Raw genomic sequence first — 17,610 nt, 5'->3', positions numbered from 1 at the left:
TTGAAAGAATTTAATTTATTCTTAATCTTAGGTTTTCAATGATAAACGAGAAATTTTCAAAGATAGGCTTTGTCCTTGCTATGGCTGGTTCTGCTGTGGGTCTTGGCAATGCCTGGAAATTTCCTACGATGGTGGGAAATAACGGCGGTTCGGCATTTATTATTTTATATTTGCTTCTTACATTTGCTATCGCATTTGTGGCGTTTTTAGCAGAGCTTAGCATCGGCAAACTTGGCGAAAGCGACATCGTAAGCTCACTTTACAAACTCGCTCCAAAAAATAAAAAAGCTTGGTCGCTCTCTGGTTTTTTCATGATCGGCGCGATACTTATTGCTTCATTTTATATGGTTGTTATTGGTTGGATTTTAAAGTATATCTATCTTAGTTTTTCGCCACTTTTATCTGACACAAAAGCTGCAGGCGAGCAGTTTAACACGCTTTTATCAAATGATCTAAGCAGTGCCGTGCTTTGCTTTAGCCTAGTCTTTTTGATGGTCTTTTTTGCCGTTTCAAAAGGCGTAAAAAGCGGTATAGAAAAGCTAAATATATGGATGATGCCAAGCCTTTTTGTATTGCTAGTTTGTATGCTTTTTTACGCGCTTAGTATGGGGGATGGCTTTGTGAAGGCGGCTAAATTTTTATTTGTGCCAAATTTTAGTGCGATCACGCCAGATGTTGTCTTGCAAGCTCTAGGTCTTGCGTTTTTCTCACTATCTATGGGCGTTGGCGTCATACCAACATACGCTGCAAATTTACCTGAGAAGACAAATTTAATAAAATCAACGCTTTCTATCATCTTTATAAACATCTTAATAGGCATTATGATGGGGCTTGTTGTATTTACCTTTATATTTGCTTATGGGGCTGACAGCACGGCAAGTGGCCCAGGCCTTATCTTTATCTCGCTTGTCACGCTTTTTGCAAAGCTTGGCATCGTTGGCAACGTCATGGCGGTAGCATTTTTCGTATCGTTATTGTTTGCTGGTATCACGAGCGCGGTTTCGATGATCGAGCCTTTTGCTTATTATTTGGTTAGAAAATTTGAAATTTCAAGAAAAATGGCGCTTCTTTACATCGGCGCCTTTGTCTATATCTTGGGCATCTTTTGCATACTTTCATATTATTCAGACACTTCAAGTGCTTTTAGCGTTTGCGGTAAGCCATTTTTTGACGCGCTTGACTTTCTCACATCAAATATCATGATGCCAATAGGCGCTATCGTATTTAGCTTTTTTGTTGGTTATAAACTTAAAAAAGAGAGTTTGTATCTGCTCTTTGGCGATTTTATGGGAAGAGCATTTTTTGAAATTTGGTACTTTTTCTTAAGATATGTCGTGCCAGTTGCCATTTGTGCGATAATGATCTACCAGATGGCAGGTAAATAATGGCAGAGAGATTTAGTAAAATTGGTTTTGTCTTATCGATAATTGGAGCGGCTATCGGCCTTGGTAATGCGTGGAAATTTCCATACATGGTCGGCAGTAACGGCGGTTCGGCATTTATCCTTATATATCTATTTTTTGCCTTTGCTGTTGGTCTTAGCATATTTTTTGCTGAGATGGCGATGGGTAAAATTTCACGTCTTGATACGGTTGGAGCGTTTAAAAGTTTAGCTACAAAAGGGGCAAGCTCTTGGAAATTTGCTGGCATCATAATGGTAACAGGGCTATTTATCGCTTCGTTTTACACGCTCATCATTGGCTGGGTTTTAAAATACGTCATTTTAAGCTTTGGCGAGCTGCCTAAAGATATGGCAAACTCAGAGACGCTTTTTGTAAATTTCACTTCAAATGGCATAAATGAACAAATTTTATACTTTAGCATCGCATTTTTTGCCTACTTTTTCATCCTTACAAAAGGCGTAAAAAGTGGCATTGAGCGCATAAATGTCTATCTCATACCAGCTCTTTTTATCTTGCTTTTGCTTATGCTTGGCTACTCTTTTGGCATGGAGGGCTTTGATAAAGCGGCTAAATTTCTACTAGTGCCTGATTTTTCAAAGATAGATCAAGCAGCTGTTTTAAACGCTCTTGGGCTTGCTTTTTTTACGATGTGCGTTGGTATCGGCTGCATCCTTACCTACTCATCAAGCCTAAGTGATGATACAAATTTATTTACCTCTTCGCTCTACGTCGTCTTTGCGAACATCATCATAAGCGTCATCATCGGCCTTATCGTCTTTACATTTACATTTGAGTTTGGCTCAGAGCCATCAAAAGGCGCAGGGCTTGCTTTCATCTCGCTACCAACGCTATTTGCTAAGCTTGGCTTGCTTGGAAATTTCTTGGCATTTACATTTTTTATATCACTATTTTTTGCTGGCATCACCTCGGTTATCTCGATGGTTGAGCCATTTATTTTTTTCTTAAGCAAAAGCTTAAAATTTAGTAGAAACAAAGCGATCTTTATCGTTGCTTGCGTGGTTTATATCTTAGGAATTTTATGTGCATTAAGTGGCACAAGCGAATTTAAAGATGCGCTTACATTTTTTGGTAAGAGCTTTTTTGACCTGCTTGATTACCTTAGCTCAAATATCATGCTCCCACTTGGTGGCATCTTGTTTGCTATCTTTGTTGGCTACTTTATGAAATTTGAGCTTTTAAAAGAGCTATTTGTGCCTTATATGGGCAAGGTTGTATTTAAAATTTGGTATTTTTTAATTAGATTTGTGGCTCCACTTTTAGTTCTGGTGGTGTTAATAAGGGAGATCTCATAATATGGCAAAAGAACAATTTTCTAAAATAGGCTATGTCCTAGCAGTCGCTGGATCGGCTGTCGGACTTGGCAATGCATGGAAATTTCCATACATGGTTGGTGAAAACGGCGGTTCGGCGTTTATTATCCTATATCTTTTGATAACTTTTCTAGTCGGCGTGCCTATCTTTATGGCAGAGCTTAGTATCGGCAAGCTTAGCGAGAGCGACAGTGTAAATGCTTTTAGAAAGCTAGCAGCTAAAAATAAAAATTTATGGCAGCTGGTTGGAATTTTAGCCATGGTCACAGCAGCTATCATCTCGTCATATTACATCGTGATAATCGGCTGGGTCTTTAAGTATTTTGTCCTATCTTTTTCTGGCTTGCCAAGCGATATAGATAGCTCAAAAGTGATATTTAACGATCTTTTGACGCATGGTCTTGGAGAGCAGACGCTATATTTTGTTATAGCATTTGCAGCTTGCTTTTACATCCTTTCAAAAGGCGTAAAAAGTGGCATAGAAAAGCTAAATGTTTGGATGATGCCAAGCCTATTTATCATGGTTTTGATCATGCTTTTTTACTCTATGACGATGGGCGGCTTTGTAAAATCAGCCGAGTTTTTACTCATCCCTGACTTTAGTAAAATTTCATTTAACTCGCTCTTGCTGGCTCTTGGACTTGCATTTTGGACACTATCTCTTGGCATGGCAGCGATCATCACCTATTCAGCTAGCTTAAGCGATGATACAAATTTAGCCACTTCAACGCTAAGCATTGTCTTTATAAACATCGCGCTTGCTATTATGATAGGTCTTGTTATCTTTACCTTTATATTTGAATTTGGCGCTACTCCGTCTCAAGGACCAGGACTTGTCTTTATCTCGCTGCCAACGCTCTTTGCTAAGCTTGGTGTGATAGGTCAAATTTTAGCGGTGGCGTTTTTTGCTGCGCTTATCTTTGCTGGTATCACTTCAGCGATCTCTATCGTTGAGCCATTTGCTTTTTTCTTGATCAGAGAGTATGGCATGAGTAGAAGAAAGGCTCTTAGCATAGTTGGAGCTGGGATTTTCATAGTGGGATTTTTATGCCTTTTATCAAATATAGAAAATGTTGGCGATAAATTTATGCTCTTTGGTAAAAATTTCTTTGATTTTCTTGATTTTACCGCTTCAAATATTTTGCTACCAATTAGTGGTATCGGCGGAGCGATATTTGTAGGATATTTTATGAAAAGAGATGCTTTATATGTGCTATTTAGCCCATATATGAGCGATTTTGTATTTAATGCTTGGTATTTTTTACTAAGATATGTAGCACCAGTTTGTGTGCTCATTATCATGATAAATGAACTATTAAAGGTTTTTAATGGATAAGATTGAGAGATTTTTTGACAAGGCTGGCGATATAGTCGGCTATATTTGTATGTTTATTATGGCTTTGATGATAATAGACGTATTTTTTAACGTTGTGGCAAGATACTTTTTCTCTTACGGAAATGTTGCTTTTCAGGAGCTTGAGTGGCACTTTTTTGCTGTGATATTTCTACTTGGCATGAGTTATGCTCTAAAAGAGGACGCGCATGTTAGGGTTGATATCTTTTATGCTAAATTTTCAGAAAGACAAAAAGCCCTTGTAAATATGCTTGGCACTATATTTTTTGTCATACCATTTGCGCTTTTGGTTTCAAATTTATCATTTGGATTTGTAGGTGATGCTTATAGCTCAGCAGAAGCTAGTGCTGATCCAGGCGGTCTTACTCACAGATGGATCATAAAAGCGATGATCCCTTTTTCATTTTATGTGCTTGTATTTTTTGCGATCGGCTTTTTTATAAAAAATTTAAATCGCTATAAGAAGGCTAGTAAGGAGAAAATATGGCGGGATTAATAATGTTTATAGCCGCACTATTGATGCTTGGCATTGGCTTTCCAGTGGCATTTACCTTTGGTGCGGTTGCGATGATATTTGGCATGGTTGGTAGCGTTGTAGAGAGCCTTAGCGACGGCGATGGACTACTTGGCAGTATAGAAGTATTTAAAGATATGTTTAACTTCATGCCTTATAGGATTTTTTCTATCATGGAGAGTAGAATTTTTATAGCAGTTCCACTCTTTGTCTTTATGGGCGTCGTGCTTCAAAAGTCAAAGCTAGCTGAGAGACTACTTGAGAGTATGGGTATGCTCTTTGGAGAAATTAGAGGTGGTATCGCTATTAGCACCATTTTGGTTGGCGCGCTTCTTGCAGCATCAACTGGCGTCGTAGGAGCTAGCGTCGTTGCTATGGGCGTTATAAGCTTACCTGTAATGCTAAAGTATAAATACGATCAATCTCTTGGTTGTGGCACGATATGCGCTGCTGGTACGCTTGGTCAGATCATCCCTCCTTCTATCGTGCTTATCATCTTGGGCGATATCTTTTCGGTGCCAGTTGGCGAGCTTTTTCACCAAGCCATTGTGCCAGGACTTACGCTAGTTGGAGTTTATATAGTTTATATTTTGATAGTTGCTTATCTTAAACCAGAGGTTGCTCCTATCGTAAAAGATGAGAGTGGCGTTAGTAAATTTAAGCAGACCATTAGAGCGCTAACTGCGATCTTTCCTCCACTTTTGCTAGTTATTTGTGTGCTTGGCTCTATCTTTGCAGGTATCGCTACGCCGACTGAAAGTTCAGCATTTGGCTGCGTGGGTGCTATTATCCTTGCTATGTTTTATAGGACATTTTCATTTTCTATGATGAAAGAGGCTTTGGCTGAGAGCGTAAAAACTACAGCTCTAGTCTTTGCCATACTTGTTGGTGCGACTGCCTTTTCTATGGTCTTTAGCTACACTGGGGGCGATGAGATAGTTGAAAATTTCATGACAAATTTACCAGGTGAGAAGTGGGGCTTTATCATCTTTAGTATGGCTGTTATCTTTGTGCTTGGCTTTTTTATAGATTTTGTTGAAATTTCATATATCGTGCTTCCTATCTTGGTGCCAATCGCCGCAAAACTTGGCATAAACCCAGTCTATCTAGCGATCTTGGTTGCTATGAATTTACAAACTTCATTCTTGACACCTCCATTTGGATTTAGTCTATTTTTCTTAAGATCAGTCGCACCTGCTGAGATAAAAACAGCTGCTATTTATAAAGGTGTGGTGCCTTACATCATCATCCAAGTGGCAGTTTTAGTCTTTTTCTGCGTCTTTTTAATGGAGATAAAGCCGATGCTTGATGCGAGCCACGGCGGATTATTTAACTTCTTACTCTCACTTTTTAAATGATATAAAAGTTTTTGGTTGTAAAATACCAAAAACAAGCAAAATGGCTAATTTGAGTTTCTGCCCAACTTAGCCATTTTTATGACCGCTTTTTAGTAAATTTATAAATTTAATGAGGTGAAATATGGCAAAGAAATTTATCGATGTTATGGATACGACCTTTAGAGATGGCTTTCAGTCGGTTTATGGCGCTAGAGTGCTTATGAACGACTTTTTGCCCGCGCTTGAAGCAGCCAAAGAGGCTGGCATAGAGCATTTTGAATTTGGCGGAGGAGCGAGATTTCAAAGCCTTTATTTTTACCTAAATGAAGACGCTTTTGCGATGATGGATAAATTTAGAAGTATCGTAGGACCAAAAGCAAACCTTCAAACCTTAAGCAGGGGCGTAAATACCGTCACACTTGATACTGGTAGCCGCGAACTAATCGACCTTCACGCAAAACTTTTCAAAAAACATGGAACCACTACTATTAGAAATTTTGACGCACTAAATGATGTTGAAAATTTAAAATATTCAGGCGAGAGGATCGCTCATCACGGGCTAAAACACGAAGTTGTCGTTACTATGATGGATCTTCCTAGCGGCTGTGTGGGAGCTCATGATGTTAAATTTTATGAGAAAATTTTAAGAGAAATTTTAGATGCAAATATCCCTTATCACAGTGTTTGCTTTAAAGATGCAAGTGGCACAAGCAGCCCACAAAAGGTCTATGAAACCATAAAAATGGCTAGAAAGCTACTCCCAGAAAAAACTCACATCAGACTTCACACACATGAAACTGCAGGCGTAAGTGTCGCTTGCTACCTTGCAGCGCTTGAGGCTGGCGTTGATGGCATAGATCTAGCCGCAAGCCCAGTAAGTGGCGGCACAAGTCAGCCAGATATCCTAACCATGCTTCATGCAGTAAAAGGCAAAAACTACGATCTTGGCGGCCTTGATGTGGAGAAAATTTTAAAATACGAAAGCGTTTTGAATGATTGTTTAAAAGAGTATTTCTTACCGCCTGAAGCTGTGCAAGTAAGCCCTCTAATACCATTTTCACCGATGCCTGGTGGCGCGCTCACTGCAAATACTCAGATGATGAGAGATAACAACATCTTAGATAAATTCCCAGAGGTCATCCTTGCTATGCGCGAAGTGGTGCAAAAGGGCGGATACGGCACTTCAGTGACCCCTGTTAGCCAGTTTTACTTCCAACAAGCCTTTAATAACGTGATGTTTGGCAAGTGGAAAAAGATCGCTGAGGGATACGGCAAAATGGTGCTTGGCTACTTTGGCAAGACCCCAGTTACGCCTGATAAAGAGATTATTAAGCTTGCTAGTGAGCAGCTAGGGCTAAAACCAACTACAAAACATGCAGTTGATATAGCTGATAAAGATGAGAGCAAGTCACTTGCGCATGTAAAAGAAATTTTAAAACAAAACAAGATCAAAGTTACCGAAGAAAACGTCTTTATCGCAGCAGCTTGTAAAGAAAAGGGCATCGCGTTCTTAAAAGGCGAAGCCAAAGTAAATGTAAGAAAAATCGATCCAAATGCTAAAGCAAATGAGGGCAGACAAACTCAAAGCGGCAGATATAGCGTCGTCGTAAATGGCAGCCGCTACAATGTCGAAGTAAGCGAAGGTTTTAACGACAGCATCCAAGTAAAATCAATCACTGAAGTTGAAGGTAAGAGCGTAAAAAGTGCCAAAAATGCAGTAGCAGGCGCAACAGAAAATGACATCGTCGCAAGCTTGCCAGGCGCTGTGCATAAAATTTTAGTAAGCGCAGGAGACCATGTCAAAAAAGGTCAGGCCATAGTCGTGCTTGAAGCGATGAAGATGGAGATAGAGGTCAAAGCTCCAAAAGATGGCATCATAGGCTCTATCGAGGTTAGCAAAGGTCAAAGTGTCGCGAACAATCAAGTGGTGGCTAGATTTAAATAAATTTGCCACTTTTAAAAAGATAGTGTTAAGCGAAATTTGATTAACATTTTGATGACTTTTAGGTCAAATTTATAAAGAAACGAAAATTTAAAAGGAAACAACATGATAAATAAGCTAGACGAGCTAGGTCTAAAAGAGATCAAAAAGATAAATCATAATCTAAGCTACGACGAGCTTTTTGAGCTTGAAAAGGAAAACAACGAGGGCAGAGTCTCAAGTAACGGTACATTTATGGTTGATACTGGCATCTTTACTGGTAGAAGCCCAAAAGACAAGTACTTTGTCAAGCAAGATCCAAGCCAAAAATATATCGCTTGGGGCAAGATCAATCAGCCTATCACAAAAGAGCTATTTGACAAGCTTCTTAAAAAAGCAAAAGAGCAGCTTAGCGGCAAGGAAATTTTCATCCAAGACGCATTTTGTGGAGCTAGCAAAAAGAGCCAAAAATCAGTCCGCTTCGTCACTGAAGTAGCGTGGCAAGCGCACTTTGTAAAAAATATGTTCATCCGCCCAAGTGAAGCGGAGCTAGCCAAATTTGAGCCTGACTTTGTAGTATATAACGCTTGCAAGACAAAAAACGAGGACTACAAGGCTGATGGGCTACACTCAGATGTCTTTGTCATCTTTAACGTCGAGGAAAATGTCGCAGTGATCGGTGGCACATGGTATGGCGGCGAGATGAAAAAGGGCATTTTTTCTATGATGAACTACTGGTTGCCACTTGAGGGCAAGCTAAGCATGCACTGCTCTGCAAACGTAGGCGAGAATGGCGATACGGCGTTATTTTTTGGACTATCTGGTACTGGTAAAACGACACTTTCAACCGATCCAAAACGCAAACTAATAGGCGATGACGAGCACGGTTGGGACGATGATGGCGTGTTTAACTTTGAGGGCGGCTGCTACGCAAAATGTATAAACCTTGATCCAAGCAGCGAGCCAGAAATTTACGCAGCGATCAGGCGTGATGCGCTACTTGAAAATGTTGTGGCTGACGAAAACGGCGTGGTTGATTATAAAGACGGCTCAAAGACCGAAAACACACGCGTGAGCTATCCGATCTATCACATCGACAACTACGAGCCAAGCTCAAGCGCTGGCCATCCAAAAAATATCATCTTTTTAAGCGCTGACGCTTTTGGCGTGCTTCCTCCAGTTGCAAAGCTAACAAAAGAGCAGGCGATGTATTATTTTTTAAGTGGCTACACAGCAAAAGTTGCTGGCACAGAGCGCGGTATCACCGAGCCAGTCGCTACTTTTAGCGCTTGCTTTGGCGAGCCATTTATGCCGCTTCACCCAACTGTCTATGCAAAATTGCTTGGCGAGAAGATCGATAAGCACGGTGTTAATGTCTATCTTGTAAATACAGGCTGGAGCGGCGGTGCTTACGGCGTTGGCAAGCGTATGAGCATAAAAGCAACACGTGCTTGCATAAATGCGATCTTAGACGGCAGTATCACAAAGTGCGAGTTTGAAAATTTTGATAAATTTAACTTCGCCATTCCAAAAGAGCTTGATGGTGTAGAGACAAAACTGCTAAATCCAATAAATACATGGACGCACCCAGCTGAGTACAATATTTCACGCGACAAGCTTGCTAAAATGTTTGTTGAAAATTTCAAACGCTATGAAGATGTAAAAGAGGGCGTTGAGTACGCCAAAGCTGGTCCAAAAGCTTAAATTTATAGCCTTGTGGGTAAATTCCTGCAAGGCTTTTTAAATTTAAACTATCAAATAGCAAAAATTTTAGAGCTATAAAATATAGCTCTTTTTTAAATTTCTAATATAAAATTTAAAACATTTTGCGAAATAGCTCGGTTAAATTTAACGAGACTTTTTAAATTTTTCTCACCAAAAAAATTACTCTTTATAAATGCTCGAAAAATTTAATCACCTGACATCAGAAATTTTAATACAAACGATCTTTGTAGTTAGAACTAAAATTTAGTCAGAACACTCCAGCTAAATTTAAATCAAAATACTAAATGTCACTAGATTTTCTAAAGCTTCTCACTATAAAACCACACTTATTAAGCTCTAAAAATCACCCTTCAGATATTAAAAAATTTTAATTTAAGCAATCTTTACAGTTAGAGCTAAAATTTAGCCAGAATACTCCAGCTAAATTTGATATCAAATTTCTACTATAAAAGTCGCTGTTGTATTTAGTGTAAGTTGCAGTTAAAACAAAAATTTAGCCAGGTATCTGGCTAAATTTAATCAAAACACTCTCTTTTCTAAGCCAAATTCTACGCCAGCTTTTGCTAGCTCAAATGTTGCATCTATAAATTTATACTCGCTGCTGATAAATGGCAAAAACATCGGTATCTCGGTGCAACCTGCGATATAAACGTCAGCTTCAATGTTTGAAAGCACTTCGTAAAATACCGGCACATACTCTTCTAGCTTGCCAGCTTTGACGCCTTTGTAGATGCACTCCATGATGACATCTTGCGTCTCTTTGCTAAAATCCACACTTTTTAGCCCGCGCTCTTTTAAAATTTGATCATAAACGCCAGCCTTTTTTGTGCCACTTGTTGCGATGACAGCGATATTTTTAGCGTGTGGATATTTTTTTTGCAAGGCATCTATGGTAACTTTTGCAATGTGTAAAATTTTCACTCCAGCCTCTTTTTCGATGCTTGGGGCAAAGTAGTGAGCTGTATTACAAGCCATTAGCATCGCCTCGCATCCTGCATTTTTTAATAGCTTAGCACTTTGAATCAGCTTTGGAAGCGGACTTTCTCCCTCGCCCATGATAAATTTTGTCCTATCTTCTATCTGTGCGTATGAGTCGATAACGATGTGTAGATGCTCTTGATCGCAAGTTGCTGGGGTTATATCGATGATCTTCTTGTATAAATCAGCCGTGGCAAGTGGTCCCATGCCGCCTATGATGCCTAATGTCTTCATAACTCCTCCAAATTAAAATTTTCAATAATTATAATATTAGTTTCTATATTTAAAAATAAAATTTCTAAATTTTTATTGAACATTGTAAAAATAGGGGATAAGCACTTTAAGTTTTAAAGTAAATTTTAAGATAAAAAGGGGCGATTTGCCCCTTAAAAATTCTATTATGAGTGGAAGTGAAATTCGTCTGGATGATCTAGTGCGTATCTAAATTTCTCCATATCGACCTTTTTATCCCAGATAGATACGATCATGCAGCCAACGGCATTACCGCAAAGGTTACCAACAGCACGCATCTCTGACATAAATTTATCAACGCCAAGTAGCACGGCCACGGTGACGACTGGTATGCCAGTGCTTGGAAGTGCGCTTAGTGTGCCAGCAAGGACGACAAAGCCAGATCCTGTAACGCCAACCGCGCCTTTGCTTGTGATCATTAGCACGATTAGTATGCTTATTAGGTGCTCAAAACTTAGCGGGATATTAAACGCTTGAGCTAAGAAGATAACGCTTAAGCTTAGATAGATGTTGGTGCAGTCAAGGTTAAATGAGTAGCCAGTCGGGATGATAAGGCCTACTGCGCCTCTATTTATGCCAGCTGCTTCTAGCTTTTGCATAAGTGGTGCAAGAGCTGTCTCGCTCGAGCTTGTCGCAAAAACGACCAAGACCTCTTTTGAGATAAAGCGCATAAATTTAAAGACATTGACCTTGGCAAAGTAGCAAATGACGCCAAGTACGACAAAGATGAAAAAGCAGCTTGCAAGCGCCATAACAACAAGAAGCTCCATCATACCAAGAAGCGTTCCGATGCCAAATTTACCGATCAAATAAGCCATCGCCGAAAAGGCAGCCACTGGGCTAAATAACATAAGCCAAGTAAGTAGCTTTAAGACGTAGTGCTGGATAAATTCAAGCGGTTTTAGACAAGCTTGCTTTTTATCATGAGCAAGTAGTGAAAGCACGATGGCAACGACTATCGCCATGAAAAGCACTTGAAGTGTGTTTGACTTTATAAATGGATCAAGTATATGCACGTAAGGGAAGATGTCATCTACTGGCACAGCGCCTCTTAAAAGATGAAGCGTATGTGCTAAAAAGCCGCTATTTGCGTCCATATTTCCAGCTTGAGATGTAAATTTAGCCACGCTTGAGGCGTCAAGCTGAGTGTAGTCAAGGTTCATTCCATGTCCTGGACGAAGCGTCTCGCCAAAGATGATACCAACAGCAAGAGCGAGCGTACTAACTATCTCAAAGTAGATAAACGCCTTAAGTCCGATGGTGCCAAGATCTTTTAAGCTCTCAAGTCCGACGATGCCTGAGACGATTGTTAAAAAGATGATAGGGCCGATTAAAATTTTAAGGGCTTTTATAAAATAATCAATGCCCGGCTTGCTCGCTATGCCAAGCTCAGGTGCGACCATACCGACGATAACACCACCAACTATACCTATCACAACCCAAATGGCGAGATTGGTAAATAGTCTCACAAAGAGACTCTTTTGCGTTTTTGCACTCTCCATAAATTCCCCTTTTATAGGCTCTCTTTGATCTCTGCTGAGAGGATCTTGTCGCCTTGTCTGATAGCATCAAGCACCTTTAAACTCTCGTCATCAACGCACTTTCCAAAGACTGTATGCACGCCGTCAAGATGAGGTTGCTTGCTGTGGCAGATGAAAAACTGCGATCCGCCAGTGTCACGGCCTGCATGAGCCATGCTAAGGCTGCCACGCTCGTGTTTTACCTTTTGGTTGTCGCATTCGCATTTTATCCTCCAGCCAGGACCGCCTGTGCCTGTGCCATTTGGGCAGCCGCCTTGGATGACGAAATTTGGTATAACTCTGTGAAAATTTAGGCCATTATAAAAGCCTATTTTTATCAAATGGACAAAATTTGCAACAGCTTGTGGTGCATCCTCGGCAAAAAGCTCAAGTTTGATATCGCCTTTTTCTGTCTTTAAAACTGCAAATTTATCTTTTTTTAGCTCGTCTAAATTTATATCATAAACTTTTAACTCGTCAAAACGCATGTTGCTCCTTTTTACTCGATATTTGTATAAACTGCTTGGACGTCATCGTCGTCTTCTAGCTTGTCAAGAAGCCTCTCAACCTCAAGCATTTGCTCTTCATCTAGGCTCACGGTTTGATTTGGTAAGTACTGAAGTGAAGCTTTTTTAACTACTAAATTTAGCTTCTCGATGCCTTCATGAAGTGTGCCAAAATTTGCGTAATCGCCATAAACAAATAGCGCATTTTCGTCTTCTTCGATGTCACTTAGACCATAATCAATGAGCTCAAGCTCGATCTCTTCGATGTCGGCACTTGGCTTTTCAAGCTCAAAAACGCTCTTTCTTGTAAACATAAAGCTAAGGCTGCCACTTGGCAAAATTTCTCCGCCATTTTTGCTAAATATCGCTTTTACATTTGCAACTGTTCTTGTTGGGTTGTCAGTAGCGCACTCAACGATGATTTGCACGCCGTGAGCTGCTTTGCCGTCATAAAAGATAGTCTTGATATCAGCGCTATCTTTGCCATTTGCTCTTTTTATAGCCGCATCGATGTTATCTTTTGGCATATTTTCAGCTTTTGCTGCTGCGATGGCTGCACGAAGTTTTGGGTTCATATCTGGATCACATCCGCCATCTTTTGCCGCTACTGTTATAGCTTTTGCAAGTTTTGGAAATACCTTGCTCATCTTATCCCATCTAGCTTCTTTTGCTGCTCTTCGGTACTCAAATGCTCGTCCCATAAATATCCTTAAATAAATTTTTTACGGATTATAACTAAAAAAATTTTATACTTTTTTAAAACATTTTTAGTTTGCTAGTTAAAGCGCCTAATTTGTAAATTTGAGAATAATATTTGATAAAAATTTAAGCTAAAGGCATATAATCATGCCATGATAAAAAATGCTCAAAAACAAGATGCAAAAATCTGCATAAAACTACTAAATTTAGCGATGGAGGATATCGCCTACAAGCTAAGTGGCTACGACGATCCTGCAAAAAGCGACGAAATTTTAGAGAAATTTTTTAAAAGCGAGACAAATAGACTTAGCTATAAAAATGTCTATGTCTATAAACGTGACGACGTGATCATTGCTGCTATGTGTGCTTATTTTGGTGGCGACGCAGCGCAGCTTGATAGTGAAATTTCACAGCATCTAAAGGCTCTTGGCAAAGATGCCCAGATAGAAAAAGAGTGCTTTGATGATGAGTTTTATATAGATAGCATCGCTGTGAATGAGAAATTTAGAGGTCAAGGGCTTGCAAAAGAGCTCATCATACACTCATTTACCAAAGCAAAAGAGCTAGGATATAAAAAGGTCTCGCTGATAGTTGATGTAAATAAGCCAAAAGTTCGTAAATTTTACGAGAGTCTTGGCTTTAAATTTAACACCAAAAAGATCATAAATTTACACGAATACGACCACATGATAAAGGAGATAATATGAAAACATTTGAGGTAAATAACGTGCATTGCCAAAACTGCGCAAATACTATAAAAAACGCACTTGAAGATGACTTTGGCGAGATAAAAGTCGATCTTAGCAAAGAGCCAAGGCAAGTAAGCGTCGATATAAAAGATGGCGATGTTGAGAAATTTAAATCAGAAATGGCTGATCTGGGATTTGACGTGATAAAAGAGCTTTGATATGCCTTTAAAAGTCAAGCTAAATATAGCGGGAATGAGCTGCGTAAACTGCTCAAACGCTATCGAGAAGGTTTCTAAAAAGATAGATGGCGTGCTTGAAGCAAATGTAAATTTTGCAAATGCAAGCGGTGAGTTTGTCCTAAAAGACGCCAGCGTGCGTGAGGTTTTAGAGCAAAAGATAAAGAAGCTTGGCTACTTTGTGGCGACAAATATCGATGAATTTGAAGCCAAAAGAGACGAGCATATAACCTCGATAAGAAACAAATTTATATTTGCATTTATCGCAAGCGTCGTGATAATGGCACTTGAGATGTTCGCACCTCACAGCTTGCTAGTAAATTTACTCATGCTAGTTTTAGCATTTTTGGTGCTAGCTTTTAGCGGCAAAGACTTCTTTGCTCACGCCATAGAGGCTGTCAAAAACAAAAACTATGATATGAACGTGCTTGTTGCTCTTGGAAGCGGCAGTGCATTTTTATACTCGCTTTTTGTTGTGATCTTTTCAAATTTTATCCCAGATGATCTAAAAAACGTCTATGTCTCAGGCGTAGCGATGATCATAGCCTTTGTTTTGCTTGGCAAGTACCTTGAAGAGCGCTCAAAGGCAAAAGCAGGCGACTACCTAAAGACGCTACTTAAAATTTCACCAAAGACCGCCTTTTTGGTCATGCCAGACGGACAGAGCAAAGAGGTAAATGTAAATGAGCTAAAAGTAGGCGATATCGTCATTGTAAAAAATGGCTACAACGTCCCAAGCGATGGCGTGATAGTCCAAGGTGGCGCTGAGATCGATGCTTCGATGCTTACAGGAGAGAGCTTGCCTGTTTATAAAGAGGTAGGCGATAGCGTATTTGCCGGCACTCTAAACACAAATGGCTACATAAGCGTCAAGGTAACAAAGAGTTCTTACGAGAGCTTACTATCTCAAATTTTAAGCCTTCTAAGTGACGCTAGCTCCAAAAAGATGCCTATCGGACGGCTGGCTGATAAGATAGCAAACATTTTTGTGCCAAGCGTCGTGGCGATCTCAGTTCTTACATTTTTGATATGGATAATTTTTAGTGGAAATTTCGCCTATGCGATCTCTTGCGCTATCTGCGTGCTTATCATCTCATGCCCGTGCGCACTGGGACTTGCTACGCCAATAGCAATAGTTAGCTCCCTTGCACGCGGCGCAAAAGCTGGAATTTTGGTTAAAAACCCAGAGGTTTTAGAGCTTATAAAAGATGCTAAATTTGTAGCATTTGATAAAACTGGCACACTAAGTAAGGGACTAATCAGCGTCAAAAGCTCAAATTTGAGTGAAAAAGAGTTAGAGCTAGTGGCGTCTGCTGAAAATTTAAGCGAGCACCCGATCTCAAAAGCGATCGTAAGATATGCAAAACAAAATTGCATAAATTTACAAAAGCTAAATGGCAAATTTCAAAACGTAGTTGGTCAAGGCATCGTCTATGAAGATGAGAGTGAAAAGATAATAATAGGCAATGAAAAACTGCTCGCAGCAAATAAAATTTTGCTAAATGAAGCTGACAGTAAAGCGATAAAAGAGGCTACAAGTGATGGAAGCGGCGTCATACTTTGCGCGGTCAATCAAAAATTTAGTGGCTTTTTAACGCTAAGTGATGAGCTAAAAAATGAGGCAAATAGCGTTATAAACGAGCTTTCAAGGTTAAATTTACAAAGTGTGATCCTATCAGGTGATGATAAAAAAGTAGTGGCAAATATCGCTAGCAAACTAAATGTGAGCGAATACTACGCAAATATGCTACCTGAGGATAAATTTAACAAGGTAAAAGAGCTAATGAGCCGAGGTGGCGTGATCTTCGTGGGAGATGGTATAAACGACTCGCCATCGCTTAAAGAAGCAAGCGTTGGCATCGCTATGAACTCAGGCTCAGACATCGCTAAAGGCGCCGGCGATATCGTGCTTGTAAAAAATGACTTGCGTGGCGTGAGCGGGCTTGTAAAGCTTGCAAATGCGACTATTGCTAACATAAAAGAGAATTTGTTTTGGGCATTTATGTATAACGCCATTTGTATACCAGCAGCTGCTGGAGTGCTCTATCCAGTATTTGGACTGCTTCTAAGTCCAGTTTATGGCTCGATGGCGATGTGCTTAAGCTCGGTCACTGTCGTGCTAAATGCGCTTAGACTTAGATATTTGAAGCTTAAGGATTAAATTTGAGACTTGGAGAGCTTTACAGTGTAGTAGCGGCTGCACTTGCTACAAATTTTAACGGCATCTTGGGTGTCTCGTCTTTTATGCGTATCAAAAAGACAAATGCGTGGATAACGCAGACAAAGAGCGATGCGAACATAAAAGGAAATGAGCTTTACGCTAAATTTATCAAAGATGAGAGTAGTGCGGCTCTGTGTGATGATTTTGTCATTTTGAAGTCAAAATTTGAAGCAAGCTACTATTTCTCAAGCGCAAAAGATGATTTGGCGCAATTTTACAAGGCTATAAATTTTGAGCCGAAAATGGGTGAGGTTGATAGCATATCAAATCAGCTCATTTTGATAGCAAATATCTTAAAAAAAGAGGCGACAAAAGAATCTATGCAGCTTCTTGCTGCTTTTAGCCTCTCATTTTTCTTGCCTTATGCCGAGCTTCTCGCAAAAGAGCTTGAACAAAATGCTAGCAGTAACTTCTATAAGTCAATGGGATACTTTTTAGAGGATTTTTGTTTGGTTTTAAAAACTATTATCGGTAAGGCTTAGTCTTAAGCCTGTACCATTTCTGTCATCTGAGTTTTAATACTTAAAATGTTATTCTGAATGCTTGATTGTTCTAAATTTAGATGATGAAGCATCTGCATAGAATCACGATCTTTCAGGTGCTGGATGCTTGAAATTTGATCAGCTATATCACTTCTTTGATCTTGTAATTTTTCTAAATTTTTTTGTAACTCTGTGACATCTTCTTTTCTAATAATTGTAGGTTTTTGTCTAACTTCTTCTCTTTGTTCGACATGCACATCATTGCTTCTAACGATATCTTTTGTGCCATAGCCAGAAGATACTAATATGCTGGTTTTAGCGCTACTTGATGATAAAGATGCAAAACCATCATGATAAAAAATATTTGAACTTATATTAGCATCTATTTGCATATTATTTTTCCTTAAGCTATTAAACTTTTATTCATTGCTTTATATAAAAT

Annotated in this window: 16 protein-coding genes; 11 read left to right on the top strand and 5 right to left on the bottom strand. The window is 39.5% G+C overall.

Annotation, left to right across the window (positions count from 1 at the left end):
- Positions 1-38 precede the first annotated feature (38 nt).
- The 7 genes from CYP05_RS01070 to pckA all read left to right on the top strand — a co-directional run bounded on the left by CYP05_RS01070 (position 39) and on the right by pckA (position 9,564).
- A complete protein-coding gene (locus CYP05_RS01070) occupies positions 39-1,385 on the top strand; it encodes a sodium-dependent transporter (RefSeq protein WP_103610959.1) in 1,347 nt (448 codons plus the stop codon).
- Positions 1,385-2,716, top strand: coding sequence for a sodium-dependent transporter (locus CYP05_RS01065; RefSeq protein ID WP_103641740.1), 1,332 nt, complete (start codon positions 1,385-1,387; stop codon positions 2,714-2,716). The genes CYP05_RS01070 and CYP05_RS01065 overlap by 1 nt, the downstream gene beginning before the upstream one ends.
- 1 nt (position 2,717) lies before the next feature.
- Positions 2,718-4,070: a sodium-dependent transporter gene (locus CYP05_RS01060; RefSeq protein WP_103641739.1), complete on the top strand. Its 1,353-nt coding sequence runs from the start codon at positions 2,718-2,720 to the stop codon at positions 4,068-4,070.
- A complete protein-coding gene (locus CYP05_RS01055; RefSeq protein ID WP_103641738.1) occupies positions 4,063-4,584 on the top strand; it encodes a TRAP transporter small permease subunit in 522 nt (173 codons plus the stop codon). The genes CYP05_RS01060 and CYP05_RS01055 overlap by 8 nt, the downstream gene beginning before the upstream one ends.
- Entirely contained in the window at positions 4,572-5,960 is a 1,389-nt protein-coding gene (locus CYP05_RS01050) for a TRAP transporter large permease (RefSeq protein ID WP_103641737.1), read from the top strand. Before CYP05_RS01055 ends, CYP05_RS01050 begins: the two co-directional genes overlap by 13 nt.
- Positions 5,961-6,081: 121 nt before the next feature.
- On the top strand, positions 6,082-7,884 hold the full coding sequence (locus CYP05_RS01045; RefSeq protein ID WP_103641736.1) for a biotin/lipoyl-containing protein: 1,803 nt from the start codon (positions 6,082-6,084) through the stop codon (positions 7,882-7,884).
- Positions 7,885-7,989: 105 nt separating this feature from the next.
- Complete coding sequence (gene pckA / locus CYP05_RS01040; protein ID WP_181001142.1) at positions 7,990-9,564, top strand: phosphoenolpyruvate carboxykinase (ATP); 1,575 nt, start codon at positions 7,990-7,992, stop codon at positions 9,562-9,564.
- A gap of 540 nt (positions 9,565-10,104) precedes the next feature.
- On the opposite strand, the gene CYP05_RS01035 is transcribed toward pckA, so the two are convergent.
- From CYP05_RS01035 to CYP05_RS01020, 4 genes are all read right to left on the bottom strand, one after another.
- On the bottom strand, positions 10,105-10,797 hold the full coding sequence (locus CYP05_RS01035; protein ID WP_012001368.1) for an aspartate/glutamate racemase family protein: 693 nt from the start codon (positions 10,795-10,797) through the stop codon (positions 10,105-10,107).
- A 164-nt stretch (positions 10,798-10,961) separates the two neighbouring features.
- Complete coding sequence (locus tag CYP05_RS01030) at positions 10,962-12,317, bottom strand: cation:dicarboxylate symporter family transporter (RefSeq protein ID WP_021084182.1); 1,356 nt, start codon at positions 12,315-12,317, stop codon at positions 10,962-10,964.
- Between the two features lie 11 nt (positions 12,318-12,328).
- Complete coding sequence (locus tag CYP05_RS01025) at positions 12,329-12,823, bottom strand: peptidylprolyl isomerase (protein WP_103641734.1); 495 nt, start codon at positions 12,821-12,823, stop codon at positions 12,329-12,331.
- Between the two features lie 11 nt (positions 12,824-12,834).
- Complete coding sequence (locus CYP05_RS01020; RefSeq protein ID WP_021093135.1) at positions 12,835-13,542, bottom strand: YebC/PmpR family DNA-binding transcriptional regulator; 708 nt, start codon at positions 13,540-13,542, stop codon at positions 12,835-12,837.
- 150 nt (positions 13,543-13,692) lie between these two features.
- On the opposite strand from CYP05_RS01020, the gene CYP05_RS01015 reads away from it, so the two are divergent.
- The 4 genes from CYP05_RS01015 to CYP05_RS01000 are packed head-to-tail and all read left to right on the top strand — an operon-like array spanning position 13,693 to position 17,168.
- Complete coding sequence (locus tag CYP05_RS01015) at positions 13,693-14,247, top strand: GNAT family N-acetyltransferase (RefSeq protein WP_103641733.1); 555 nt, start codon at positions 13,693-13,695, stop codon at positions 14,245-14,247.
- A complete protein-coding gene (locus CYP05_RS01010) occupies positions 14,244-14,447 on the top strand; it encodes a heavy-metal-associated domain-containing protein (protein WP_009294304.1) in 204 nt (67 codons plus the stop codon). The genes CYP05_RS01015 and CYP05_RS01010 overlap by 4 nt, the downstream gene beginning before the upstream one ends.
- Before the next feature lies 1 nt (position 14,448).
- Positions 14,449-16,626 carry a heavy metal translocating P-type ATPase gene (locus CYP05_RS01005; protein WP_103641732.1) on the top strand — a complete coding sequence of 726 codons (2,178 nt, stop codon included), beginning with the start codon at positions 14,449-14,451 and terminating at the stop codon, positions 16,624-16,626.
- 2 nt (positions 16,627-16,628) lie between these two features.
- Positions 16,629-17,168, top strand: a complete 540-nt coding sequence (locus tag CYP05_RS01000) for an oxidoreductase (RefSeq protein WP_103641731.1) — start codon at positions 16,629-16,631, stop codon at positions 17,166-17,168.
- A 2-nt stretch (positions 17,169-17,170) separates the two neighbouring features.
- Here the strand turns inward: CYP05_RS01000 and CYP05_RS00995 are convergent, their stop codons facing one another.
- Positions 17,171-17,560: a hypothetical protein gene (locus CYP05_RS00995; protein WP_009294301.1), complete on the bottom strand. Its 390-nt coding sequence runs from the start codon at positions 17,558-17,560 to the stop codon at positions 17,171-17,173.
- Positions 17,561-17,610 lie beyond the last annotated feature (50 nt).

The sequence above is a fragment of the Campylobacter concisus genome, from assembly GCF_002913545.1.
GTDB classification, from domain to species: domain Bacteria; phylum Campylobacterota; class Campylobacteria; order Campylobacterales; family Campylobacteraceae; genus Campylobacter_A; species Campylobacter_A concisus_AV.
The sequence above is the reverse complement of the archived record's forward strand: the minus strand, read 5'-3'. Positions and strand labels throughout refer to the sequence as shown.

Coding starts and splice junctions, on each gene's coding strand:
- CYP05_RS01005 (WP_103641732.1), top strand. CDS start 14,449: ATGCCTTTAAAAGTCAAGCTAAATATAGCGGGAATGAGCTGCGTAAAC.
- CYP05_RS01025 (WP_103641734.1), bottom strand. CDS start 12,823: ATGCGTTTTGACGAGTTAAAAGTTTATGATATAAATTTAGACGAGCTA.
- CYP05_RS01020 (WP_021093135.1), bottom strand. CDS start 13,542: ATGGGACGAGCATTTGAGTACCGAAGAGCAGCAAAAGAAGCTAGATGG.
- CYP05_RS01035 (WP_012001368.1), bottom strand. CDS start 10,797: ATGAAGACATTAGGCATCATAGGCGGCATGGGACCACTTGCCACGGCT.
- CYP05_RS00995 (WP_009294301.1), bottom strand. CDS start 17,560: ATGCAAATAGATGCTAATATAAGTTCAAATATTTTTTATCATGATGGT.
- CYP05_RS01065 (WP_103641740.1), top strand. CDS start 1,385: ATGGCAGAGAGATTTAGTAAAATTGGTTTTGTCTTATCGATAATTGGA.
- CYP05_RS01060 (WP_103641739.1), top strand. CDS start 2,718: ATGGCAAAAGAACAATTTTCTAAAATAGGCTATGTCCTAGCAGTCGCT.
- CYP05_RS01030 (WP_021084182.1), bottom strand. CDS start 12,317: ATGGAGAGTGCAAAAACGCAAAAGAGTCTCTTTGTGAGACTATTTACC.
- CYP05_RS01015 (WP_103641733.1), top strand. CDS start 13,693: ATGATAAAAAATGCTCAAAAACAAGATGCAAAAATCTGCATAAAACTA.
- CYP05_RS01050 (WP_103641737.1), top strand. CDS start 4,572: ATGGCGGGATTAATAATGTTTATAGCCGCACTATTGATGCTTGGCATT.
- CYP05_RS01070 (WP_103610959.1), top strand. CDS start 39: ATGATAAACGAGAAATTTTCAAAGATAGGCTTTGTCCTTGCTATGGCT.
- CYP05_RS01055 (WP_103641738.1), top strand. CDS start 4,063: ATGGATAAGATTGAGAGATTTTTTGACAAGGCTGGCGATATAGTCGGC.
- CYP05_RS01010 (WP_009294304.1), top strand. CDS start 14,244: ATGAAAACATTTGAGGTAAATAACGTGCATTGCCAAAACTGCGCAAAT.
- CYP05_RS01045 (WP_103641736.1), top strand. CDS start 6,082: ATGGCAAAGAAATTTATCGATGTTATGGATACGACCTTTAGAGATGGC.